Origin of the sequence: Kineococcus arenarius subsp. arenarius (assembly GCF_050871845.1) — a bacterium.
Taxonomy (GTDB): domain Bacteria; phylum Actinomycetota; class Actinomycetes; order Actinomycetales; family Kineococcaceae; genus Kineococcus.
In genome coordinates this window covers 52,785-72,116 of the sequence record NZ_JBJLSE010000011.1, presented here as the reverse complement: position 1 = coordinate 72,116, position 19,332 = coordinate 52,785, and the positions used below count along the sequence as shown (strand labels likewise).

Sequence of the window (19,332 nt, the reverse complement as noted above, 5' to 3'; positions counted from 1 at the left end):
CCAGCGCCGACGCGATCGCACGGAACGACTCCTTCGCCCGCACCCCGATCAAGATGCGTTCGCGCTCGTCGATCGAGAGACGCCCCGCCCGTGGTGCCCATGAGTCTTCCACCCCGCTCAGGAAGCGTTTCTCCCGAACCATCAATCCCACCATCGGGGGCGTGCAGCCGATCTGGCGGGCGATCTCCACCAGGGAGAGGCCGTGGGCGTGCAGCCGGATCGCCAGCTGCTTCTGCGTCGTGGTGAGGACACCGGCCATGCTCAGCTCCCGTCAACGACCCACCATGATCATCTCACGGGTGTTGCGCTGACCGCTTGAGACCGCCGATCCTGCGCTCGGCCTCGATTTTCTTCGCGCGGGAGCTCGACCCGCGCCAGCACTGATCGTCCGCTTCGTCGACGAGATGAGAGTCAAGGGCTTCGCGGTCGAGTCGATCTGCGCCGTGCTCAGCGAGCAGGGCTGCCAGGTCGCCGCGAGGACCTACCGCGCCTGGAAGCAGGGCGTCGCGCCGTCGGCCAGGACGGTGCCCGACGCCCACGTCGTCCACGCCCTGCGGGCGACCAGAGGCGAGGCGGAATCGCTCTACGGGCGGCGCAAGATGCTCGCCCACCTGCGCCGGCAGGGCTTGGCCGTGGCGCACTGCACCGTGGACCGGCTCATGCGAGCCGAGGGCATGAACGGTGTCCGGCGGGCGAAGAAGGTCCGCACCACCGTGCCCGGCAAGGACGGGCGGCGGGCCGGCGACCTGCTCAACCGCGACTTCGCCGCCGAGGCGCCCAACACCGTCTGGGTCGCCGACTTCACCTATGTCCGCACCTGGGCCGGCTTCGCCTACGTCGCCTTCGTCGTCGACGTCTTCGCCCAGCGCATCGTCGGCTGGCACGCGATGAGCAGCAAGCACACCGAGCTGGTGCTGACGTGCCTGCGGATGGCGACGTGGCGGCGCGATTACGACGGGACCCCGGTAGCACCCGGTTTGATCATGCACTCGGATGCCGGGTCGCAGTACACCTCGGTGAAGCTGACCGATCACATGGCCGGCGAGGGCATCGCCGCCTCGATCGGCTCGGTCGGTGACGCCTATGACAACGCGCTGATGGAGACGGTGATCGGGCTGTTCAAGACCGAGTGCATCCGCCCTGGCCCCTTCCACGACGGGCCGCTGAGGACCCTCAGCGACGTCGAGTACGCCACCGCCGCCTGGGTGGAGTGGTGGAACAACGCCCGCCTGCACTCCAGCCTGGGCTACATCCCGCCCGCCGAAGCCGAGGCCGCCCACTACGCTGCGATCATCGCGGCCCAACCGGAGCCGCGACCCGTTTGAAGACGGCAGAAAAGCCGTGACGCTTCACTGCGACTCGACGTGGACCCGGGTCACCCTGACGCCCTTCCCGCTGCACTGACCACCACTGCTGCTGATCCCGCTCATCCGGAGCGCCGGTGCACGAGCAGGACGTCGCAGCGTGAACTCACCCTCGACGGTAGAGGCGCGTCGACGACGCGACCAGCCGAAGCGGGACCCGGCCGAGCGGCACCGTCGGGAACTGCTGCACGATCCCACGACAGGTCGAGGCCCCACCCGCCCGCGCAGGGGCCGGCCCGCCACCGTCGCCGTCGGCCGAGGCGTCAGCGACCCCGGAGGACCGCCGACGTGGGCTGCGACCGACGAGGAGCCGGCCGCAGCACGATCGCCCTGCCTCTGCACTCGCCCCAGCGGCCCGGCGCGCCCGCAGCAGGGGTGCTGGAGCTGTGCTTCCACCGCGCCCAGCCCGCCCCGGGCGAACAGCCGGCTGGTGGTGCGTTCGACCACCCAGCGGTGCCGGCCCAGGCGCTGGCTGGAGTCGATGCCGATCCGCGCGGTGCGTGCGGCGACAGTTCGCCGGCGCAGGTAGGCGCGCGCTCGGCGGTTGGAGCAGCGCCGCCGGGAGCGGGACATCAGCCGCGAGGAGGTGGAGCAACTGCTGACCGACGCCTGCGTCAGCTCGAGTGAGGACGGCGCCGAGCTCCTGGCGCACCCGGACAGCGACCTGGTCGTCGTCTACGCAGTCGGTCGGCCGCAAGGCCCCTCTCCCGGTCCTGGTGACCGTCTACCGTGCCGCCGGCGGGGGCCGCCACCCGACGCCACCGCGGCAGCGCCTCGAAGCGTGCTCACCAGCACGCAACTCCCAGGCACTGCCCGCGGAACCGGTGCGTCAGCGTCACCACGTTGCGACGGTCCGCTCCTCGATGTAACGGAAGTCGAAGTCGTCACCCAGACCGGGGCGGGTCGGCATGGCGACGAAACCGTCGCCGTCCAGCGGGTCGATCGCGGAGTTCAGGTGCGGGGGCACCTCGTCGTAGTCGTAGTGCGGGTGCAGCAGGCCCCGCTCGTACCACCGCCCGTTGGTCATGGCGCCCAGGATCGTGAGGTTTCCTGAACCGCCACCGTGGATCTCGCACTCCATCCCGAAGGCTTCCGCCAGGTGCACCGTCTTCAGCGTCGGTGAGATGCCGGCTCCAGTGTTCACACCAGCGCGGACGATGTCGCTGGCGCCGGCCACGATCCACTCCGCGCGCACGTGGTACTTTCCAAACGCCACCTCGGGGCCGATGACGGGGATGTCGAGCTGGTCAGCCAGCCACCGGTAGGACTGCATCGACGCCTCCTCCATCGGCTCCTGAAACCAGGTGAAACCCAACTCCTGGATGCCCTTGCCCAGGTAGAGGGCTTCCAGTCGGGTGTACCAGTGGTTGGCGTCCAGCATCAGCGGTACGTCAGGCCCCACGGCTTCGCGGACCGCGGTGCACGCCTTGAGGTCCATGCGGACGTCGGGTGCGCCAGGCACCGGTGGCATCCACGTGTGCAGCTTCAGCGCGGTGTAACCTGCTCGAGCAACTGGAGGGCGAACTGTCCGTAGTCCTCCGGACTGCCCAACCCTCCGGCGACGTCGTCCCCGCACATGGTGCTGCCGTAGGCGGGCACCCGGTCGCGTGCCCCGCCAAGCAGTTTCCACGTCGGCATGTCGAGCTTCCGACCGGCCAGGTCCCACAACGCCTGCTCGACGGCACTGAGGGTGCGGTCGAGGAGCGCACCGGTGCTGCCGCGCTGCTCCGGGGCCAGCCGCTGCCACAGGTGTTCGCGGTCGAAAGGGTCGTTGCCGAGCAGAACCGGACGGACGTAGTGCTCGATGAGGTGGGCGCGTACCGAGTCCGCCGGCGCGGCCAGGCAGTACCCGGTGCAGCCATCGGTGTCCGTGATGCTCAGCAGCGCCGCGTGCACCTCCCGTCTCGGTCCGGGGTGGGCGTGGCCGTCGCTGTCGACGCTCATCCGGGTGGTGGTGCGGAAGGTGGTCACGTTCACGTCGGCGATGGTCGCGCCCACGGTTCCTCCTGTGTCGAGAGCGGTGGTGAAGGTGGTGCTGTGCCTCACCGGCGGCTGCCGATGTTCGTGGTGTCCGCTGACCCCCGGTCGTCGAGCGCGACCGCGACGAAGTCGCGGCGGGACGGGTCGAGGAGTCCCAGGTGGTGGAGCTGGACCTGGCGGGAACCGGCGGCGACCCGATCCAGGTGGAGGACCACCCTGCCCGGGTCCTCCCACACGGGATCGGCCGGTTCGCGCACGGGGTGGGACGGCGATCGCGCGGTCGCCTCGTCGACGGCCGTGGAGCGCCACCACGCCACGCAGCGGGCAGGCGGAAGGACCGAGGAGGTCGCTGTCCCGCTGGCGCTGGAGCCTCACGGCACGTCGCTGGTGTGCACCGCGACCTTCGTGCCCGAGCCGACCTCTCGTGCGGTCCGTGCACGCGTCGACGAGCTCGCGGGCACGGCCCTGGTGGACACCGCCGAGCAGTCGAACGGCTCCAGGCCCCAGGGTGTCGTCGACACACCGAGGACCGGCGGCACTGACGGCTTCACGCACCGCTCGGGCCACGTCGTCGTCCGGCCCGGCGCCGCGCCGCACCGTTCGGCAGCTCGTGCAGGCGGACAGCGAGAGGAGGGTCCGTGCCGTGCTGATCACCGCCGGGAAGCCGGACTCGTCGTGAGCGGCCCCGCGCGTCACCCCCATCGCCGCAACGACTTCGAGCACCAGCGCCTCGACCTCCGGGTGACGGGCCGCCTCGCGAGCCAGAGAGGTGCAGAAGTCCACGCCCCTGGGGCAGGAGGGGCGCAGCCCGTGGGGGGTCGGCGTCTCCGCAGGCGTTGGGAACGAGGAGGTCCGGGTGCGCCGTCCCGAGTCGGCTGTCGTGGGTGAGGACCGGCCAAGGGGCCTGCGGCTGGGGTGTTCGCACGTCACTTCCCCTTTCGGTCCACCCGCTGCGCCTGCGTCAGGGCGTCGGCCCACGTGGCGGCGAAGTCGGACGGAGAGGGGTCCCCGACCAGGACCTGTTGCCACAACGGGCCCGTCTGACTCTCCAGGATGGCGCCGAACTGCGGCAGGTACAGGAGCGGATCGACCACGGTGGTGCCCGGCCCCCGAGGGTCATGCGGAGGTGAGCTGGAAGCCCACCCTTGAGGACAGCCAGTGTTCCGCTGGCTCCACAGGTGCGTCAACGAGTACGCCAAGATTCCTCTCGAGGAATCGGCGAGCACAAGATCGAGAAGCAGCTGACGGGTGACGCATCAGCCGACCGGGTGCTTGCTGTCGTCGCCGTCTGGACCGTCGCGCTCTGCATCCTCCGGTGGCATGCCGGTGACCTCGTCGGGCAGCTTGGGCGCCGGCGGCACCCACGCGCGCAGCGGTTGGACGACACCGCGGTAGAAGTTCTCCAGCGCCTCGGTGACCGAGGGGATGAACGCCCCCTTCACCCCCGAGCGCTTGGTGCCCATCGTCGTGGTGCGCGTCAACGTGAACGCAGCGACCTCGGCGCTCTTGTCGGGCAGCAGCGCACCAGGGGAATCACGCACGTCGCGCAACTGCTCGCAGGTGCTCTCGGCCCGCCCGGTGAAGTGCGTCTCGATCAGCAGGTCGGCGGGGGCGTCCTTCAGCTGGCGCAGCAGCCAGCTGATCCGCCGTTGCCCACCACCTTCCTGCGGGGCGGACAGCCGCACGGACGTGCGTACCCGCGCGGTGCGCAGATCCGCCACGATGCCGACCGGACCCGCTGCCCCGGGCACCCGCAAGGTGGCCTCCAGCTGCCCGCTCTCCGCCAGCTGCGCGGTGGTGGCCTTCAGGCGCGCGGCCGGGTCGGTGGCAATCTTGCGCGGCAGCACGTGAACCACCGAAACCCCCAGCTCCGCGGTCAGGCGAAGGCGCAGCTGGCGCACCAGGCGGATCCACGACTCGGCCACGGCCGGTGCCTTGCGATCACTGGCGCGCAGCGTTCCGGCGGCGACCGACTCACGCACGCCCACCCACGCCGGTCCCATGTCCTCGAAACCCGCAGCCCCCGAGCGGGGGTGCTGCAGGTAGCGGATCAGCTCGGCCAGCAGCCACGCCTGCAGCGCGTCACCGACCCCGCGGTGGCTCAGGGTCATCTGCGCCTCGTGCACCACCTCGGCCCAGGACAGGTGGAACAGGGCGACCTTGCCGCGCAGCTTGCGCCGGTCCACCTCCACCGGGTGCTCACCGGCATCGGGAGCGATCTCGTTGGAGATGGTGATCACCGCGTCGAAGCCCTGCTCGCGGGCGACGTCGAGGTAGTTCTCCACCTGCGCCCGGCGCAGCTGCCCGTCGCCGGTCTTGACCTCCACCAGGCCGGTCCACTCCCGCCCGGCGCGTGCGATGCGGATCACCCCGTCGGGGATCACGGTGGCCTCGCCCAGCGTGAACGGGGTCTCCAGGTAGGTCTCTACCGCTCCGCCGGGGGCGTCGAAGTGGCCGGTCAGCCCGCGCGCGAAGGCCCGCACCCCCATCATCGTGGCCAGCAGCGCGGAGGTGGCGCGCTTCTCCTGCTCCTCTCCCGAGCCCACCCCGGAGATGGAGAACACCCGCGCTGCCTGCCAGGACTCCTCCAGCCGCAGCCGCAGCGCCGGTGGCACCGGCACCGCCGCACGGGCTGCCTTGGTCTTGCGGGTGCGCACCCCTTTGGCCGCCACCGCCGTGGACGTCACCGCGGACGCAGCCGTGGCCGTGTTCCCGGCGAGCGCCGGGGCAGGCGAGGAGGGCGCGGCGGGCGCGACGGGGCCCTCCTCGTCGACGGGGCCTGCCTCGTCAGCGGAGCCCGCGTCGCCGGCGAAACCGGCGAACCCGGCGCTGGCGGCACGCTCGTCCGCTGTGGCCGGTGCACCCGTCGCACCGGATGAGGCAGTGGCCGCATCCGAAGCGGCAGCCAGCTCGCCGTCCTCCGTGCGGTCCGTGCGGTCCGTGCGGTCCCCGTCAGGCTCGACCACCTCGATGAGGTCATCACCGCCACCGTCGCCGGCCGGGTGGGCGTCCTGCATCGGCAGCTCCGCGGACGTACCTGCCTGGTCGAGGTGTACCTGCTCGAGCGGTGCCTGTCTGGTGCCGTCGGCGGACACGGCAGCGGCGGCGGAGCTGGCGTCGAAGGCGCCTACCGCTGTATCGCCAGCTTCCCCGGCACCGTCGCCGGCATCGTGATCGGCGCTGTCGTCGATGCGGTCGTCCTCGTCGTCGCGGTCGTCCTCGTCGTCGCGGTCGTCCTCGTCGTCGCGGTCGTCCTCGTCGTCGCGGTCGTCCTCGTCGTCGCGGTCGTCCTCGTCGTCGCGGTCGTCCTCGTCGTCGCTGTCGGCCACGTCGACGCCGAAGTCCTGCGCCAGCCCGGCCAGGCCGCTGTCCCAGCCCTGCCCCACGGCGCGGACCTTCCAGTCCTGCTCGCGCCGGTACAGCTCGGCCAGCACCAGCACCGTCTCGCTGCCGGCCTGATCCGCCGCGACGTGCGCGAGGACTTCCCCACCGGCGCTGAGCACCAGCCGCAGGCCCGGCACCTGCCCGAAGGTGCCCTCCGAGACGCTGGCGGCCAGCACGACGAACCAGGTGTTCTCGCCGACCTCGTCCAGGTCGATGCCGACGCGCTCGGCGGCGCCGCCCTCGGTGCTGGTGCGCCCCAAGTGCCGCACCGCCCCGTCCGGTGAGGCGGTCTGGTTGTAGAAGACGAAGTGCTCATCGCTGAGCACCCGGCGATCGGCGCTCAGCAGCAGCGCGGAAGCGTCGATGTCCGCGACACCGTCTTCGCTCTCGTCCCAGTTGAGCACCGCGCGCAGACGGCGAGCGTGCGGTGGCAGCGCCCGGTTCGCGCCCCGAGGCAACGTCATCTCCTCCACCCCACCAGTCTCACGCACAGTGACGGTTCCCGCAGCGAACCAGCCCGAAGCCCCCTCCAGCCCCTTCCCTGCCTGCGAGCGCCGAGACAGCGAACGCCCGACCCGTGGGTGCACGGCCCGTGGGCGCACGGCGCACGAGCGTCGGGACCCCGGTGCGCGTCACCACTGGACTGGGGCCCTGAGCGCACGGCTGATCACGAGCACGGCTGGTCGAGGGCGAGCCTGGCGGCTGCGGCGGTCCACTGCTGGCGACGGAGCTCGTGCCCCGACCGGGTGAGCTCTGCCGCCGGGCAGGCACGCGCTGGCAGGTGCTCGTAGAGCCTGGCACCGGGGTGTCGCCGCCGGCGCGCTGCCCGAAGTCACCACGGTCGACTCCAGCAGCGAAGGTGGTCCGTCGAACCGGGCGGTGGGCGCCAAGGGTCTGCTGCACCGTTCGGTGACGACCGAACCAGGGGCGTTCCCCTGGGCCTCGTGGGCCATCGCTGGGTCTCCACCTGCGAGCTCCTCGGCGGGTACTCACGGAGCTTCACCCGGTGGCCCTCACCCACGTCCCGGACACGCCGGGAGCTGGTCGGGCCGAGTTGCTCCACCCCGGCGGACTCACCCCGGAATCCGCTCGTGATCGGCGTGCAACCCGCTCCCCGAACGGCGGACCGACGCTCGACGGGGCGGCGCCGACCGCGGCGACCGGGCGCTCTCCCGGTCGTGGGCACCCGCTCCGCCCGAGCGATGGAGGCGTCTGCGAGCGCCGTGGGTGGTGGAACGGACCTTCCCTGTTCGCGAGGTCTGAACGCGCGGTACGCGACGGCGAACGCGACCCCTTCTCACGCGGTGAGGGGGACCTCCTGCCCGGCCAGGTCCAGCTCGCCGCGCGCGCCCGCCCAGCGCACCGAGTCCGCCACCGCGGCCTGCGAGGTGAAGCGCGGCGCGTAGCCGAGCAGGGCGCGCGCCTTGGCGATCGAGGCGCTGTGGCTGCGGGAGAGGTGCTCCCAGGACGCCTGGGCGTGCTCACCGGCCAGCTCGCGGAACTCTTCCCAGCCCACGTGGCGCAGCACCGGCTCGCGCCCGAACCAGCCGGCGACCGCCGCGGCGAGGCCGCGCACGGTCAGGGCCCGTTCGGAGACGACGTGGAAGCTCTCCCCCACCGCCCGCGAGCGCCGGTGCAGGGCCAGCTCGAAGGCCTGGGCGACGTCGTCGGCGTGGACGTGGTGCAGGGTCTCCAGCCCCAGGCCCGGTACGGGCAGTTCGGCGCCGGTGGCCAGGGCGTGCCAGACGGCGGGGTCGAGGTTGCCGAGCGGGGTGATCACGGGCCAGCCGGCGCCGCTGATGTGCCCGGGGTGCAGCACGGTGCAGGGCAGCCCGCCGGTGCGGGTCTCGGCGTGCAGGAGCCGCTCGATCTCGGCCTTGCGGGTGCCGTAGTCGCCGAACGGCTCGCGCGGGTCGCCCTCGGTCAGGGGTGAGGCGGTGGCGGGGCCGTGGACCCAGATGGTGCCGGCGTGCAGCAGGTGCCCGCAGCGCCCGCGCAGGGCGTCGACGAGCTGGGTGGCGGAGGCGGGGGTGAAGCAGATCAGGTCGATCACGGCGTCGGGGTGCAGGGCGGCGATGCGCCCGGCGAAGGTGCCGGCGGTGTCCTCGGCGTCGCGGTCGGCGAGCACCTGCTGCACGCGCGACCAGGCGGGGTCGGGGTGGTACGGCTGGCGGGTGCCGCGGCTGACGGCGACGACGTCGTGGCCGGCGCGCACCAGCCGGGGCACCAGGTGGGTGCCCACGTGACCGGTCGCCCCGATGACCACGACGCGCACGGCGCTTCCCCTCGTCCGGCGGCGGGCTTCGCCCGTCGTGGCGGGATCGTGGCACGAGCGGGCCCGGCGCGCGAGGCGGTGCTGTGCGCGCCGGGGTTCAGCCGATCTGCTGCGGGTCCACCCGCACCCGCACCAGCGGCAGCTTGCGCACGCTGCGCCCGGCGGTGACGGTCTTCAGGGCGCGGGCCAGGTCGGTGGAGGCCTCGTGCGGCACGCGCACGACGGTGCGCACGACCGGTGCGGTGCCGGGCCGCTCGGGCAGCGGGATGGGGCCCAGCAGGCGCGCGGGGGTGCCCGGGGGCAGGGCGGCGACGGTCGCGGCGGCGGCCTCGGCCACGTCGGCGGCGGGGCCGATCAGGCCGGCGAAGCGGGCGGCGGGCGGCAGGTCCAGCTCGGCGCGCTGGGCCAGCTCGCGCTCGGCGAAGCCGGCGGGGTCCCAGCGCACCAGGGCCTGCACGGCGGCGGCCTGCGGGTCGGCGACGACGACGACGGCGCCGCCGGCGGTGACGGGCCGCACCAGGGCGGCGGCTTCGCACCAGCGGCGCAGCGCCTCCTCCTGGGCGCGCAGGTCGGGGCGGTTCAGCAGCGCCCAGCCGTCCAGGAGCAGGGCGGCGGCGTACCCGCCGGGGGCGTGCGGTTCGGCGCCGGGGGTGGCGATGACCAGGGACGGTTCGGCGGGCACGTCGTCGAGCACGCGTGAGCCGCCGGAGGTGCGCACGTCCACCCCGGGGAAGGCGCGCCCGAGCTCCTCGGCGGTGCGCCGGGCGCCGGTGACCACCGCGCGCAGGCGCGTGTCGCCGCAGGTGGGGCAGGTCCAGTCGGTGGCCGGGCGCCCGCACCAGCGGCAGGAGGCGGGCTGGTCGTCGGCGGTGATGGCCAGCGGGCCGTGGCAGGCGGTGCAGCGGGCCGGTTCGCGGCAGGTGCGGCACGCCAGGGTCGGCACGTACCCGGTGCGCGGCACCTGCACCAGCACGGGGCCGCGGCGCACGGCCTCGCGCAGGACGCGCCAGCCGTCGCTGGGCAGGCGGGCCGCGGCGGCCAGGGGGTCCTGGGCGTCGGGGCCGGTGGTGCCGGCCACCGCGATGCGCGGAGCGCCGGCGCGCACGACCTCGCGCTCGGCCAGCACCGCGCGCGCCCAGCCGCGCTCGAGCAGCACCTGGGTCTCGGCGGTGCGGGTGCGCCCGGCGAACAGGGCGGCCGCCCCGGTGGCGTCGGCGCGCAGCACGGCGACCTCGCGGGTGTGCGGGTAGGGGGCGCGCTGCTCGGCGTGGGAGTCGTCGCCGTCGTCCAGGACGGCCAGCAGGCCCAGGTTCGGCAGGGGCGCGAAGACCGCGGCGCGGGTGCCGGCCACGACGCGGGCGCGCCCGGTCAGGGCCTGGAGGAACGCGCCGTAGCGGGCGGCGGGACCGGCCTCGGCCTCCAGCAGGACGTGCGCGCCGGCGGGCAGGCGCCGGGTCAGGGCGGCGTCCAGGCGCAGCAGGTCGCGGTGGTCGGGCACCACCAGCAGGGCGGTGCGCCCGGAGGCCAGGGTGGCGCGCGCGGCCACGGCCAGGGCGTCGGGCAGGTCGGTGCCCGGCGCGAGGGTGGCCACCGCGCGCGGGCCGGCGCCGGCGGCCAGGTGGGTCAGGAAGGCGCGACCGGCGCTGTGCCGCTGCCACCCGGCGAGGTCCTCGCCGGCGGCGACCGGGTCGGGCACCGGCTCGTGGTGCACCGCCTCGGCGCGCAGCAGCGCCTCCTCGGCGCCGGCGTGCCGGCCGGGCACGGCCAGGCGCACGACGTCGGCCAGGGTGCCGGCGTAGTGCTCGGCGACCTGCTCGCACAGGGTGAGGACCTGCGGGCTGAGCACGGGCAGGCCGGAGACGACGCGCCGCAGCCGCGCGAGCTTGCCGGGGTGCTCGCTGGCGGCCGTGCGCGCCAGCACCCACCCCTCGGCGTCGCTGCCGGCGAAGGGCACCCGCACCAGCCGGCCCGGTTCGGCGGTGTGCTCCATGGAGGCCGGCACGAGGTAGTCGAAGGGGCGGTCCAGGTGCGGCAGGGGCACCGAGACCAGCACCCGGGCCACCGGGTCGGTGCCGGCCACGCCCTCCAGGGGCTTGCCGCGCCGCCCGGCGGGCCCGCGCGGGCTCTTGCGGGCGGGCTTGCGGGGGGCTTCGGCCGCCGGGGCGGCGGTGGGCTCCGGCGCGGGTGCCCCGGCGTCCTGCGGCCCCTGCCCGCGCGGCCCTGGCTCGTCCGGGGCCGGGGCGCCGGGGCCCTGCTCGCTCAGCTGCCCGTGGCGGCGCGCAGCGCATCGACGCGGTCGGTGCGCTCCCAGGTGAACCCGGGCAGCTCGCGGCCGAAGTGGCCGTACGCCGCGGTCGGTGCGTACACGGGCGCCAGCAGCTGCAGGTCGCGCACGATGGCGGCCGGGCGCAGGTCGAACACCTCGCGGATGGCGGCCTGGATGCGCCCCAGCGCCACCTGCTCGGTGCCGAAGGTCTCCACGTACAGGCCCACCGGGTGCGCCTTGCCGATGGCGTAGGCCACCTGCACCTCGCAGCGGCTCGCCAGGCCGGCGGACACGACGTTCTTGGCGACCCAGCGCATCGCGTAGGCGGCGGAGCGGTCCACCTTGGAGGGGTCCTTGCCGCTGAAGGCGCCACCGCCGTGGCGGGCCATGCCGCCGTAGGTGTCCACGATGATCTTGCGGCCGGTCAGTCCGGCGTCGCCCATGGGGCCGCCGATCTCGAAGCGGCCGGTGGGGTTGACCAGCAGGCGGATGTCGGAGGTGTCCAGCTCCAGGCCCTCCAGCACCGGCTCGATCACGTGCCGGCGCACGTCCGGGGTGAGGGTCTTGACCAGGTCCACGCCCGGCTCGTGCTGGGTGGACAGCACCACGGTGTCCAGGGTGACGGGCTTGTCGCCGTCGTAGCCGATGGTCACCTGCGTCTTGCCGTCCGGGCGCAGGTAGGGCACCTCGCCGTCCTTGCGCACCTGCGCCAGGCGCTGGGCCAGGCGGTGCGCCAGGTGGATCGGCAGCGGCATCAGCTCGGGGGTGTCGTCGCAGGCGTAGCCGAACATCAGGCCCTGGTCGCCGGCGCCCTGAAGGTCGAGCGGGTCGGCGCCGGCGGTGTCGCCGTACCCGGCCTGGCGGTTCTCCCAGGCCTCGTCCACGCCCTGGGCGATGTCCGGGGACTGCGAGCCGATGGAGACCTCGACCCCGCAGGTGCGCCCGTCGAAGCCCTTGGCGGAGGAGTCGTAGCCGATCTCCAGCAGGGTGCGGCGCACGATGGTGGGGATGTCGGCGTACGCCTCGGTGGTGACCTCGCCGGCCACGTGCACCAGCCCGGTGGTGACCATGGTCTCCACCGCCACCCGGCTGCGGGGGTCGCGCGCCAGCAGGGCGTCCAGGACGCCGTCGGAGATCTGGTCGCAGATCTTGTCGGGGTGGCCCTCGGTCACCGACTCGGAGGTGAACAGGCGCAGCGGGGTGGTCACGGGGCTCCAGTCTCGGGGGTCTCGGGGACCTGCGGGGTGATCGCGGTCAGCATAGGCACCACCGCGTCCCACACCGCGTCGGCGACGACGTCCTTGCTGCTCTCGGGCACGGTGCGCTCGGTGCCGTCGGCGCCCAGCAGGACCACCTCGTTCGTGGCGGTGGCGAAGCCCCTGCCCTCGCCGACCTCGTTGAGGACGAGCAGGTCGCAGCCCTTGCGGGCCAGCTTGGCGCGCCCGTGCTGCAGGACGCTGCCGGAGGCGTCACCGGTCTCGGCGGCGAAGCCGACCAGGACGGGCCCGCGGGCCCCGGTGCCGCCGCCGGCGCTGGTGGTGCCGGTGCCGGTGCCGGTGCTGCGGGTGGCGACCAGCTCCGCCAGCACGTCGGGGTTGCGCTCGAGGACCACGACGGGGTCGCGGGCGGGGTCCTCGGACTTCTTGATCTTGCTCTCGGCGCGGGTGGCGGGGCGGAAGTCCGCCACCGCGGCGGCCATGACGACCGCGTCGGCGCCGGCGGCTGCGGCGAGCACGGCCTCGCGCAGCTCCAGCGCGGTGCCCACCGGCACGACGTGCACGGCCGACGGGGCGGGCACCTCCAGGTGCGCGGCCACCAGGGTCACGCGCGCGCCGCGGGCGGCGGCCGCGGCCGCCAGCGCCACGCCCTGGCGGCCGGAGGAGCGGTTGCCCAGGAAGCGCACCGGGTCCAGCGGCTCGCGGGTGCCGCCGGCGGAGACGACCACGCGCCGCCCGGCCAGGTCGCCGCGGCGCGCTCCGGAGCCCAGCAGGCGCCGGCACGCGGCGGCGATCTCGGACGGCTCGGGCAGGCGGCCGGGACCGGTGTCGGCACCGGTCAGCCGCCCGGAGGCGGGTTCCAGGACGGTGACGCCGCGCGAGCGCAGCAGCGCGACGTTGTCCTGCACCGCCGGGTGCTGCCACATCTCGGTGTGCATGGCCGGGGCCAGCAGCACCGGGCAGGTCGCCGTCAGCAGCACGTTGGTCAGCAGGTCGTCGGCCAGGCCGTGCGCGGCGCGCGCCAGCAGGTCGGCGGTGGCGGGGGCCACCACCACGAGGTCGGCGTGCCGGCCCAGGCGCACGTGCGGGACCTGCTCGGCGCCGGTCCACACGTCGGTGGCCACCGGGTGCCCGGACAGGGCCTCGAAGGTGGCGCGGCCCACGAAGCGCTCGGAGGCGGCGGTGGGCACGACGGTGACGTCGTGGCCGGACTCGGTGAGCTCGCGCAGCAGCACCGCGGCCTTGTAGGCCGCGATGCCGCCGGCGACCCCCAGCACGACCCGCGGGCCGCGGGCGGGGCTCACTGCTCGGTGGGCTCCGAGGTCAGCAGGCCCTCGTTGATCTCGCGCATGGCCACCGACAGGGCCTTCTCCTGCACGTGGGTCTCCACCAGCGGGCCGACGTACTCCAGCAGGCCCTCGCCCAGCTGGGAGTAGTAGGCGTTGATCTGCCGGGCGCGCTTGGCGGCGTAGATGACCAGCGCGTACTTGGAGTCGGCGGCCGTCAGCAGGTCGTCGATGGGCGGGTTGGTGATGCCCTCGGGCGACGCGACGGTTCCAGCCACGGTGACTCTCCTCGGTTCGGGGGTGCCCCCGTCGGGCGACGGGCAGACCCGCCCATCCTACGAGCTCGCCAGGCCCATCCACCCCACGAGCTCGTCGGTGGCGCGCTGGACGTCGTCGTTGTAGATCGTCACGTCGAACTCCGGCTCGGCGGCCAGCTCCACGCGCGCGGTGGCCAGGCGCCGCTCGCGCTCGGCCTCGGTCTCGGTGCCGCGCCCGACCAGGCGGCGCACCAGCTCCTCCCAGCTGGGCGGGGCCAGGAAGACGAAGCGGGCCTCGGGCATCGCCTGGCGCACCTGCCGGGCGCCGGCCAGGTCGATCTCCAGCAGCGCCGGGCGCCCGGAGGCCAGCACCTGCTGCACGGGCCCGCGGGGGGTGCCGTAGCGGTGCCGGCCGTGCACGCGGGCCCACTCCAGCAGCTCGCCGCGCTCGACGTAGCCGTCGAAGGTCTCCTCGGAGACGAAGTGGTAGTGCACCCCGTCGACCTCGCCGGGCCGCTGGGGGCGGGTGGTCGCCGACACCGAGATCCACACCTCGGGGTAGCGCCGGCGCAGGTCGGCCGAGACGGTGCCCTTGCCCACGGCGGTGGGCCCGGCCAGGACGGTCAGGCGCGCGGGGCCGGGGGCGTGCGGGCGGTGCTGGACCGGGGGGTGGTGCGCGTCGCTCACGGGCGGGCCGCGCTCCCGTTCGCGTTCCCGTTCGCGCTCGCCGGCGCCGCGCCGGCGGCGCCCGCGGCGCCACCGGCACCGTCCCGGCCGCCCTCGGCGCCCTCACCGCCGGTGGCCCGCGCGCCGCCGAAGCGCTCCACGAGGGCGGCGATCTGGTGCGCGCCCAGCCCGCGCACGCGCCGCGACTCCGAGATGCCGATCTCGGCCATGATCTGCCGGGCGCGGACCTTGCCGACGTTGGGCAGGGACTCCAGCAGCGCGGAGACCTTCATCTTGCCCAGCACCTCGTTCTCCTGGCCCTCCCGGACGACGTCCTCCAGGGAGCCGCCGGCGTACTTCAGGCGGTTCTTCACCTCCGCGCGCTCGCGTCGGGCGGCGGCCGCCTTCTCCAGTGCGGCTGCGCGCTGTTCGGCGGTCAGGGGAGGCAGGGCCACGGTGTCACCTCGGGTCGTCCGGCTGGGGCAGGCCCGCTGGTCAGCAGGCGGGTCGGCGCAGCTGGTCAGGGCGTGCGCGGCAACCTAGCGACACCCCGCGGGCAGCGGCAACGGCGGGGTCGTCTCAGGCGGCGGCCCGCGCGGGCAGGCGCCCGGACTCGATGTCCTCGGCCCAGTGGCAGGCGACCCGCTGCTCGGCGGGGTGCCCGGCCACGGTGCGCAGCGCGGGGCGCTCGTCGGCGCAACGGGTGGGCTGCACCCACGGGCACCGGGTGCGGAAGCGGCACCCGGAGGGCGGGTCGGCGGGGCTGGGCAGGTCGCCGGTCAGCACGATGCGCTCGCGGCGCTCCTCGGCCACGGGGTCGGGCACGGGCGCCGCGGACAGCAGCGCGCGCGTGTAGGGGTGCAGCGGGCGCGCGTACACCGGCGCGCTGGGCCCCTCCTCGACGATGCCGCCGAGGTACATCACGCCCACGGTGCTGCTGACGTGCTTGACGACGGCCAGGTCGTGGGCGATGACGAGGTAGGTCAGGCCCAGCTCGCGCTGCAGCTCCTCCAGCAGCACGAGCACCTGCGCCTGCACGGACACGTCCAGCGCGGAGACGGGCTCGTCGGCCACGAGCAGGTCGGGTTCGAGCACCAGGGCTCGGGCGATGCCCACGCGCTGGCGCTGCCCGCCGGAGAACTCGTGGGGGTAGCGCCCGGCGGCGGCGACGGGCAGGCCCACCCGGTCCAGCAGCTCGCGCGCCCTGGCGCGGTGGGCGCGCGGGCCGCCGGGCAGGCCGTGCACGGCCATCGGCTCGGTCAGGGCGCTCTCCACGCTCTGGCGGGGGTCCAGGCTGGCCAGCGGGTCCTGGAAGACCATCTGCAGCCGGCGCCGCTCGCGGCGCAGCGCCTCGGGCCCCAGCGACAGCAGGTCGGTGCCGGCGACGACGACGGACCCGGCGGTGGGCTCGGTCAGGCGCAGCACGGCCCTGCCCAGGGTGGACTTGCCGCAACCGGACTCCCCCACCAGCCCGTAGGTCGTGCCGCGCGGGACGTCGAGGTCGACCCCGTCGACGGCGCGCACCGCGCCCGCGGTGCGGCGCAGGAGCCCGGTGCGGACGGGGTAGTGCACCTGCAGCCCGCGTACGGACAGCAGGGGCTGCACGGCGGTGGCGGCCACCTCGGGTTCGAGCGCGGCGCTCACCGGGCACCGCCGGCGGCGAGCGGGGCGCCTGCGGGGTGCACGCAGCGGGCCCGGTGCCCCGGTGCCTGCTCGGCCAGGGCGACCTCCCCGCCGCGGCAGGCGTCGTCCCCGCGCGCGCAGCGGGGCAGGAAGGCGCAGCCCTCGCTCCAGGGCAGCCGGTCGCGCACGGTGCCGGGCACGGGCCGCAGGGCGGTGCCCTCGGGGGCGTCCACGCGGGGCACGGCGCCGAGCAGGCCGGTGGTGTAGCGGTGGCGCGGGGCGGCGAACAGCTCCCGCCGCGGGGCCTGTTCGACGACGCGGCCGGCGTACAGGACGTTGACGCGGTCGCAGGTGCCGGCGACCACGCCGAGGTCGTGGGTGATGAGCAGCATGGCGGTGCCGGACTCCCGGACGAGGGTGGTCAGCAGGTCGAGGACCTGCGCCTGGATGGTGACGTCGAGGGCGGTGGTGGGCTCGTCGGCGATGATCAGCCTCGGCGAGCAGGCCAGGGCGGTGGCGATGAGCACCCGCTGGCGCATCCCGCCGGAGAGCTGGTGGGGGTACTCCCCCGCCCGGCGGCGCGGGTCGGGGATGCCGACGCGGCCCAGCAGGTCCACTGCCTCGGCCTTCGCCCGGGCGCGGGTGAGGTCGGTGTGCGCGCGCAGCACCTCGGTCAGCTGCCGGCCAAGCGTCAGCACGGGGTTCAGCGAGGTCATGGGGTCCTGGAACACCATGGCCAGGTCCTTGCCGCGCCGGCGGGCCAGCTGCGCCGGCGGCAGCGTCAGCAGCTCGGTGCCGTCGAAGCGCACCGAGCCGCTGACGTGCGCGCCCCGGCGGGGCAGCAGGCCCATGACGGCCAGGGAGGTCACGGACTTGCCGCAGCCGGACTCGCCGACCAGGCCGACGACCTCGCCTGCGCCGACGGTGAAGGAGACGCCGTCCACGGCGGTGACGGGTTCCTGGCCGCGGCGGGTGAAGCGCACCCGCAGGTCCTGCACCGCCAGCAGGGGCTCGGGGGTGCGGCCGGGCTGGGGCTGGGGCTGGGGAGTGCTCACCGGTCGCTCCGGGGGTCGAGGGCCTCGCGCAGCGCCTCGCCGAGCAGGGTGAAGCCCAGCGCGGTGACGGCGATGCACAGGCCGGGGTAGAGCGCCAGGTGCGGCGCCTGCTCCAGGCGCGCCTGGGCGGTGACGAGCATGCGGCCCCACTCGGCGACGGCGGGGTCCGGGTCGCCCAGGCCGAGGAAGGACAGGGCGGCGACCTCGATGACCGCGGTGGCCAGCACGAGGGTGGCCTGCACCAGCACCGGGCCCAGGGAGTTGGGCAGCATGTGGCTCACGACGATGCGCCGGGGACGCAGCCCCAGCGAGCGCAGCGCCACGACGTACTCCTGCCCGCGCTGCGCCAGCAGCGAGGCCCGCAGCAGCCGGGCGAAGACCGGCACCTGGGCGGCGGCGATGGCCAGCATGATCGAGGCGCCGCTGCGCCCGAGGACGGCGGCGACGGAGACGGCCAGCAGCAGCGACGGGATGGACAGCAGTACGTCGACCACGCGCATGACGGCGGTGTCGACCCACCCGCCGACGCCGCCGGCCAGCAGGCCCAGGGCGGCGCCGACGGCCAGGCCCACCGCGGTGGAGACCACGCCGATGACCAGCGAGGAGCGCGCGCCGAAGAGCAGCTGGGTCAGCAGGTCCGAGCCGAAGGCGTCCAGGCCCAGGGGGTGCCCGGCGCTGGGCCCGGGCACCGAGGTGGGGGTGACCTGGCCGAACCACTCGGCGGTGGCGGGCTCGTGCGGAGCCAGCACGGGGGCCAGCAGCGCGACGAGGACGAACACCGCCACGAGCGCAGCGCCGAGCAGGCCGGCGGGGTTGCGCCGCAGCCGGCGCCAGGCGGCGCGCCAGGGACCGGTGCCGGACGCGCCGGTGCTCTCGGGGGGCGGTCCGCCGGCCGGCTGGGCGGCGACGGCCTCGACGGCGGTCACGACACACGCACCCGGGGGTCGATGAAGCCGTAGCTGATGTCCACGGCGAGGTTGACGAGGGCGTACACGACGGCGATGAACAGGATGAACCCCTGCAGGACCGGGTAGTCGAGCTGGTTGACGGCGTCGAACAGGTAGCTGCCGATGCCGTTGATGGAGAAGACGGTCTCGGTGAGGACCGCGCCGGACAGCAGCGCGCCGGCCTGCAGGCCGAGCGTGGTGGACACCGGCAGCAGCGCGTTGCGCAGGACGTGGCGGCGGCTGATGACGCGCGCCGGCAGGCCCTTGGCGCGGGCGGTGCGCACGTGGTCCTCGCCGAGGACGTCGATGACGGAGGCGCGGGTGATGCGCACGACGATGGCCAGCGGGATGGAGCCCAGCGCGAGGGCGGGCAGCACCAGGTGCACCAGCGCGTCCCAGGAGGCGTCCCACTCGCGCGTCAGCAGGCCGTCCAGCACGTAGAAGCCGGTGACGTGGGTGGCGTCGATGCGCGGGTCCTGCCTGCCGGAGGTGGGGAACCACCCCAGCTGGATGCTCAGCAGGTACTTCAGCAGCACCGCGAGGAAGAACACCGGCACCACGACGCCCAGCAGGGACCCGCCCACGGCCAGGTTGTCCAGCAGTCCCCCGCGCCGGCGGGCCGCCAGGTACCCCAGGGGGATCCCGACGCCCACGGCCAGCACGAGGGCGACCACGGACAGTTCGATCGTGGCGGGGAACCGCTCGGCGAACGTGCTCAGCACCGGCTCGCCGGTGTTGATGGAGGCACCGAAGTCCCCGCGCAGCAGCCTCCCCAGGTAGGTGAGGTACTGCTGCCACACGGGCTCGTCGAAGCCGTAGCGCTCGTTGACCGCGGCGATGCCGGCGGGGGTAGCCTTCTCCCCCAGCAGCGCCCGGGCGGGGTCGCCGGGCAGGGCCCGCACCCAGGCGAACAGCAGCAGGGACAGCCCGAACAGCACCAGCGCGAGGAGGACCAGGCGCCGCGCGACGAAGCTCAGCACGGGCCCTCCCCGCGCCGGCGGGGGGTGGGGAG

Annotated in this window: 15 protein-coding genes and 4 pseudogenes; 1 reads left to right on the top strand and 18 read right to left on the bottom strand. The window is 74.7% G+C overall.

Translation table 11 applies throughout. The features are described 5' to 3' along the window. Positions 1-259: helix-turn-helix domain-containing protein (locus ACRYM0_RS05030; RefSeq protein WP_432502674.1), on the bottom strand; the 259-nt coding region annotated here is incomplete at its 3' end. An 88-nt stretch (positions 260-347) separates the two neighbouring features. Here ACRYM0_RS05030 and ACRYM0_RS05025 point away from each other — a divergent pair. Beyond that, positions 348-1,325: pseudogene (locus ACRYM0_RS05025) on the top strand (IS3 family transposase); the annotation flags it as partial. A 459-nt stretch (positions 1,326-1,784) separates the two neighbouring features. Here ACRYM0_RS05025 and ACRYM0_RS05020 read toward each other — a convergent pair. The 17 genes and pseudogenes from ACRYM0_RS05020 to ACRYM0_RS04940 all read right to left on the bottom strand — a co-directional run. Beyond that, a pseudogene (locus tag ACRYM0_RS05020) lies at positions 1,785-1,910 on the bottom strand (IS5/IS1182 family transposase); the annotation flags it as partial. Positions 1,911-2,199: 289 nt separating this feature from the next. Further along, positions 2,200-3,308: pseudogene (locus ACRYM0_RS05015) on the bottom strand (enolase C-terminal domain-like protein). 98 nt (positions 3,309-3,406) lie between these two features. Further along, positions 3,407-3,559, bottom strand: a complete 153-nt coding sequence (locus tag ACRYM0_RS05010) for a hypothetical protein (protein WP_432502673.1) — start codon at positions 3,557-3,559, stop codon at positions 3,407-3,409. A gap of 156 nt (positions 3,560-3,715) precedes the next feature. Continuing rightward, complete coding sequence (locus ACRYM0_RS05005) at positions 3,716-3,865, bottom strand: hypothetical protein (protein WP_432502671.1); 150 nt, start codon at positions 3,863-3,865, stop codon at positions 3,716-3,718. Between the two features lie 405 nt (positions 3,866-4,270). Continuing rightward, complete coding sequence (locus ACRYM0_RS05000; protein WP_432502669.1) at positions 4,271-4,438, bottom strand: hypothetical protein; 168 nt, start codon at positions 4,436-4,438, stop codon at positions 4,271-4,273. Positions 4,439-4,600: 162 nt separating this feature from the next. Further along, positions 4,601-7,192 carry a TerD family protein gene (locus ACRYM0_RS04995; protein WP_432502667.1) on the bottom strand — a complete coding sequence of 864 codons (2,592 nt, stop codon included), beginning with the start codon at positions 7,190-7,192 and terminating at the stop codon, positions 4,601-4,603. Positions 7,193-8,025: 833 nt separating this feature from the next. Next, positions 8,026-9,003, bottom strand: coding sequence for an NAD-dependent epimerase/dehydratase family protein (locus ACRYM0_RS04990; protein ID WP_432502665.1), 978 nt, complete (start codon positions 9,001-9,003; stop codon positions 8,026-8,028). A gap of 97 nt (positions 9,004-9,100) precedes the next feature. Continuing rightward, the gene (locus tag ACRYM0_RS04985; protein ID WP_432502663.1) at positions 9,101-11,083 is read right to left on the bottom strand and encodes a primosomal protein N'; all 1,983 of its coding nucleotides are present in this window, start codon (positions 11,081-11,083) and stop codon (positions 9,101-9,103) included. A 179-nt stretch (positions 11,084-11,262) separates the two neighbouring features. Then, a complete protein-coding gene (metK, locus tag ACRYM0_RS04980; protein WP_432502662.1) occupies positions 11,263-12,477 on the bottom strand; it encodes a methionine adenosyltransferase in 1,215 nt (404 codons plus the stop codon). Next, entirely contained in the window at positions 12,474-13,790 is a 1,317-nt protein-coding gene (coaBC, locus tag ACRYM0_RS04975) for a bifunctional phosphopantothenoylcysteine decarboxylase/phosphopantothenate--cysteine ligase CoaBC (RefSeq protein ID WP_432502660.1), read from the bottom strand. Before coaBC ends, metK begins: the two co-directional genes overlap by 4 nt. After that, a complete protein-coding gene (gene rpoZ / locus ACRYM0_RS04970) occupies positions 13,787-14,050 on the bottom strand; it encodes a DNA-directed RNA polymerase subunit omega (RefSeq protein ID WP_432483221.1) in 264 nt (87 codons plus the stop codon). The genes coaBC and rpoZ overlap by 4 nt, the downstream gene beginning before the upstream one ends. A 57-nt stretch (positions 14,051-14,107) precedes the next feature. Beyond that, complete coding sequence (gene gmk / locus ACRYM0_RS04965; RefSeq protein WP_432502658.1) at positions 14,108-14,716, bottom strand: guanylate kinase; 609 nt, start codon at positions 14,714-14,716, stop codon at positions 14,108-14,110. 113 nt (positions 14,717-14,829) lie between these two features. Beyond that, positions 14,830-15,150, bottom strand: a pseudogene (gene mihF / locus ACRYM0_RS04960) (integration host factor, actinobacterial type); the annotation flags it as partial. A 124-nt stretch (positions 15,151-15,274) separates the two neighbouring features. Next, complete coding sequence (locus tag ACRYM0_RS04955) at positions 15,275-16,339, bottom strand: ABC transporter ATP-binding protein (protein ID WP_432502656.1); 1,065 nt, start codon at positions 16,337-16,339, stop codon at positions 15,275-15,277. Next, positions 16,336-17,373 carry an ABC transporter ATP-binding protein gene (locus ACRYM0_RS04950; RefSeq protein ID WP_432502654.1) on the bottom strand — a complete coding sequence of 346 codons (1,038 nt, stop codon included), beginning with the start codon at positions 17,371-17,373 and terminating at the stop codon, positions 16,336-16,338. The genes ACRYM0_RS04955 and ACRYM0_RS04950 overlap by 4 nt, the downstream gene beginning before the upstream one ends. After that, positions 17,370-18,299 (bottom strand): ABC transporter permease, encoded by a 930-nt coding sequence (locus tag ACRYM0_RS04945; protein WP_432502652.1) that lies wholly within the window; start codon positions 18,297-18,299, stop codon positions 17,370-17,372. The genes ACRYM0_RS04950 and ACRYM0_RS04945 overlap by 4 nt, the downstream gene beginning before the upstream one ends. Further along, positions 18,296-19,300, bottom strand: a complete 1,005-nt coding sequence (locus tag ACRYM0_RS04940; RefSeq protein WP_432502651.1) for an ABC transporter permease — start codon at positions 19,298-19,300, stop codon at positions 18,296-18,298. The genes ACRYM0_RS04945 and ACRYM0_RS04940 overlap by 4 nt, the downstream gene beginning before the upstream one ends. Positions 19,301-19,332 lie beyond the last annotated feature (32 nt).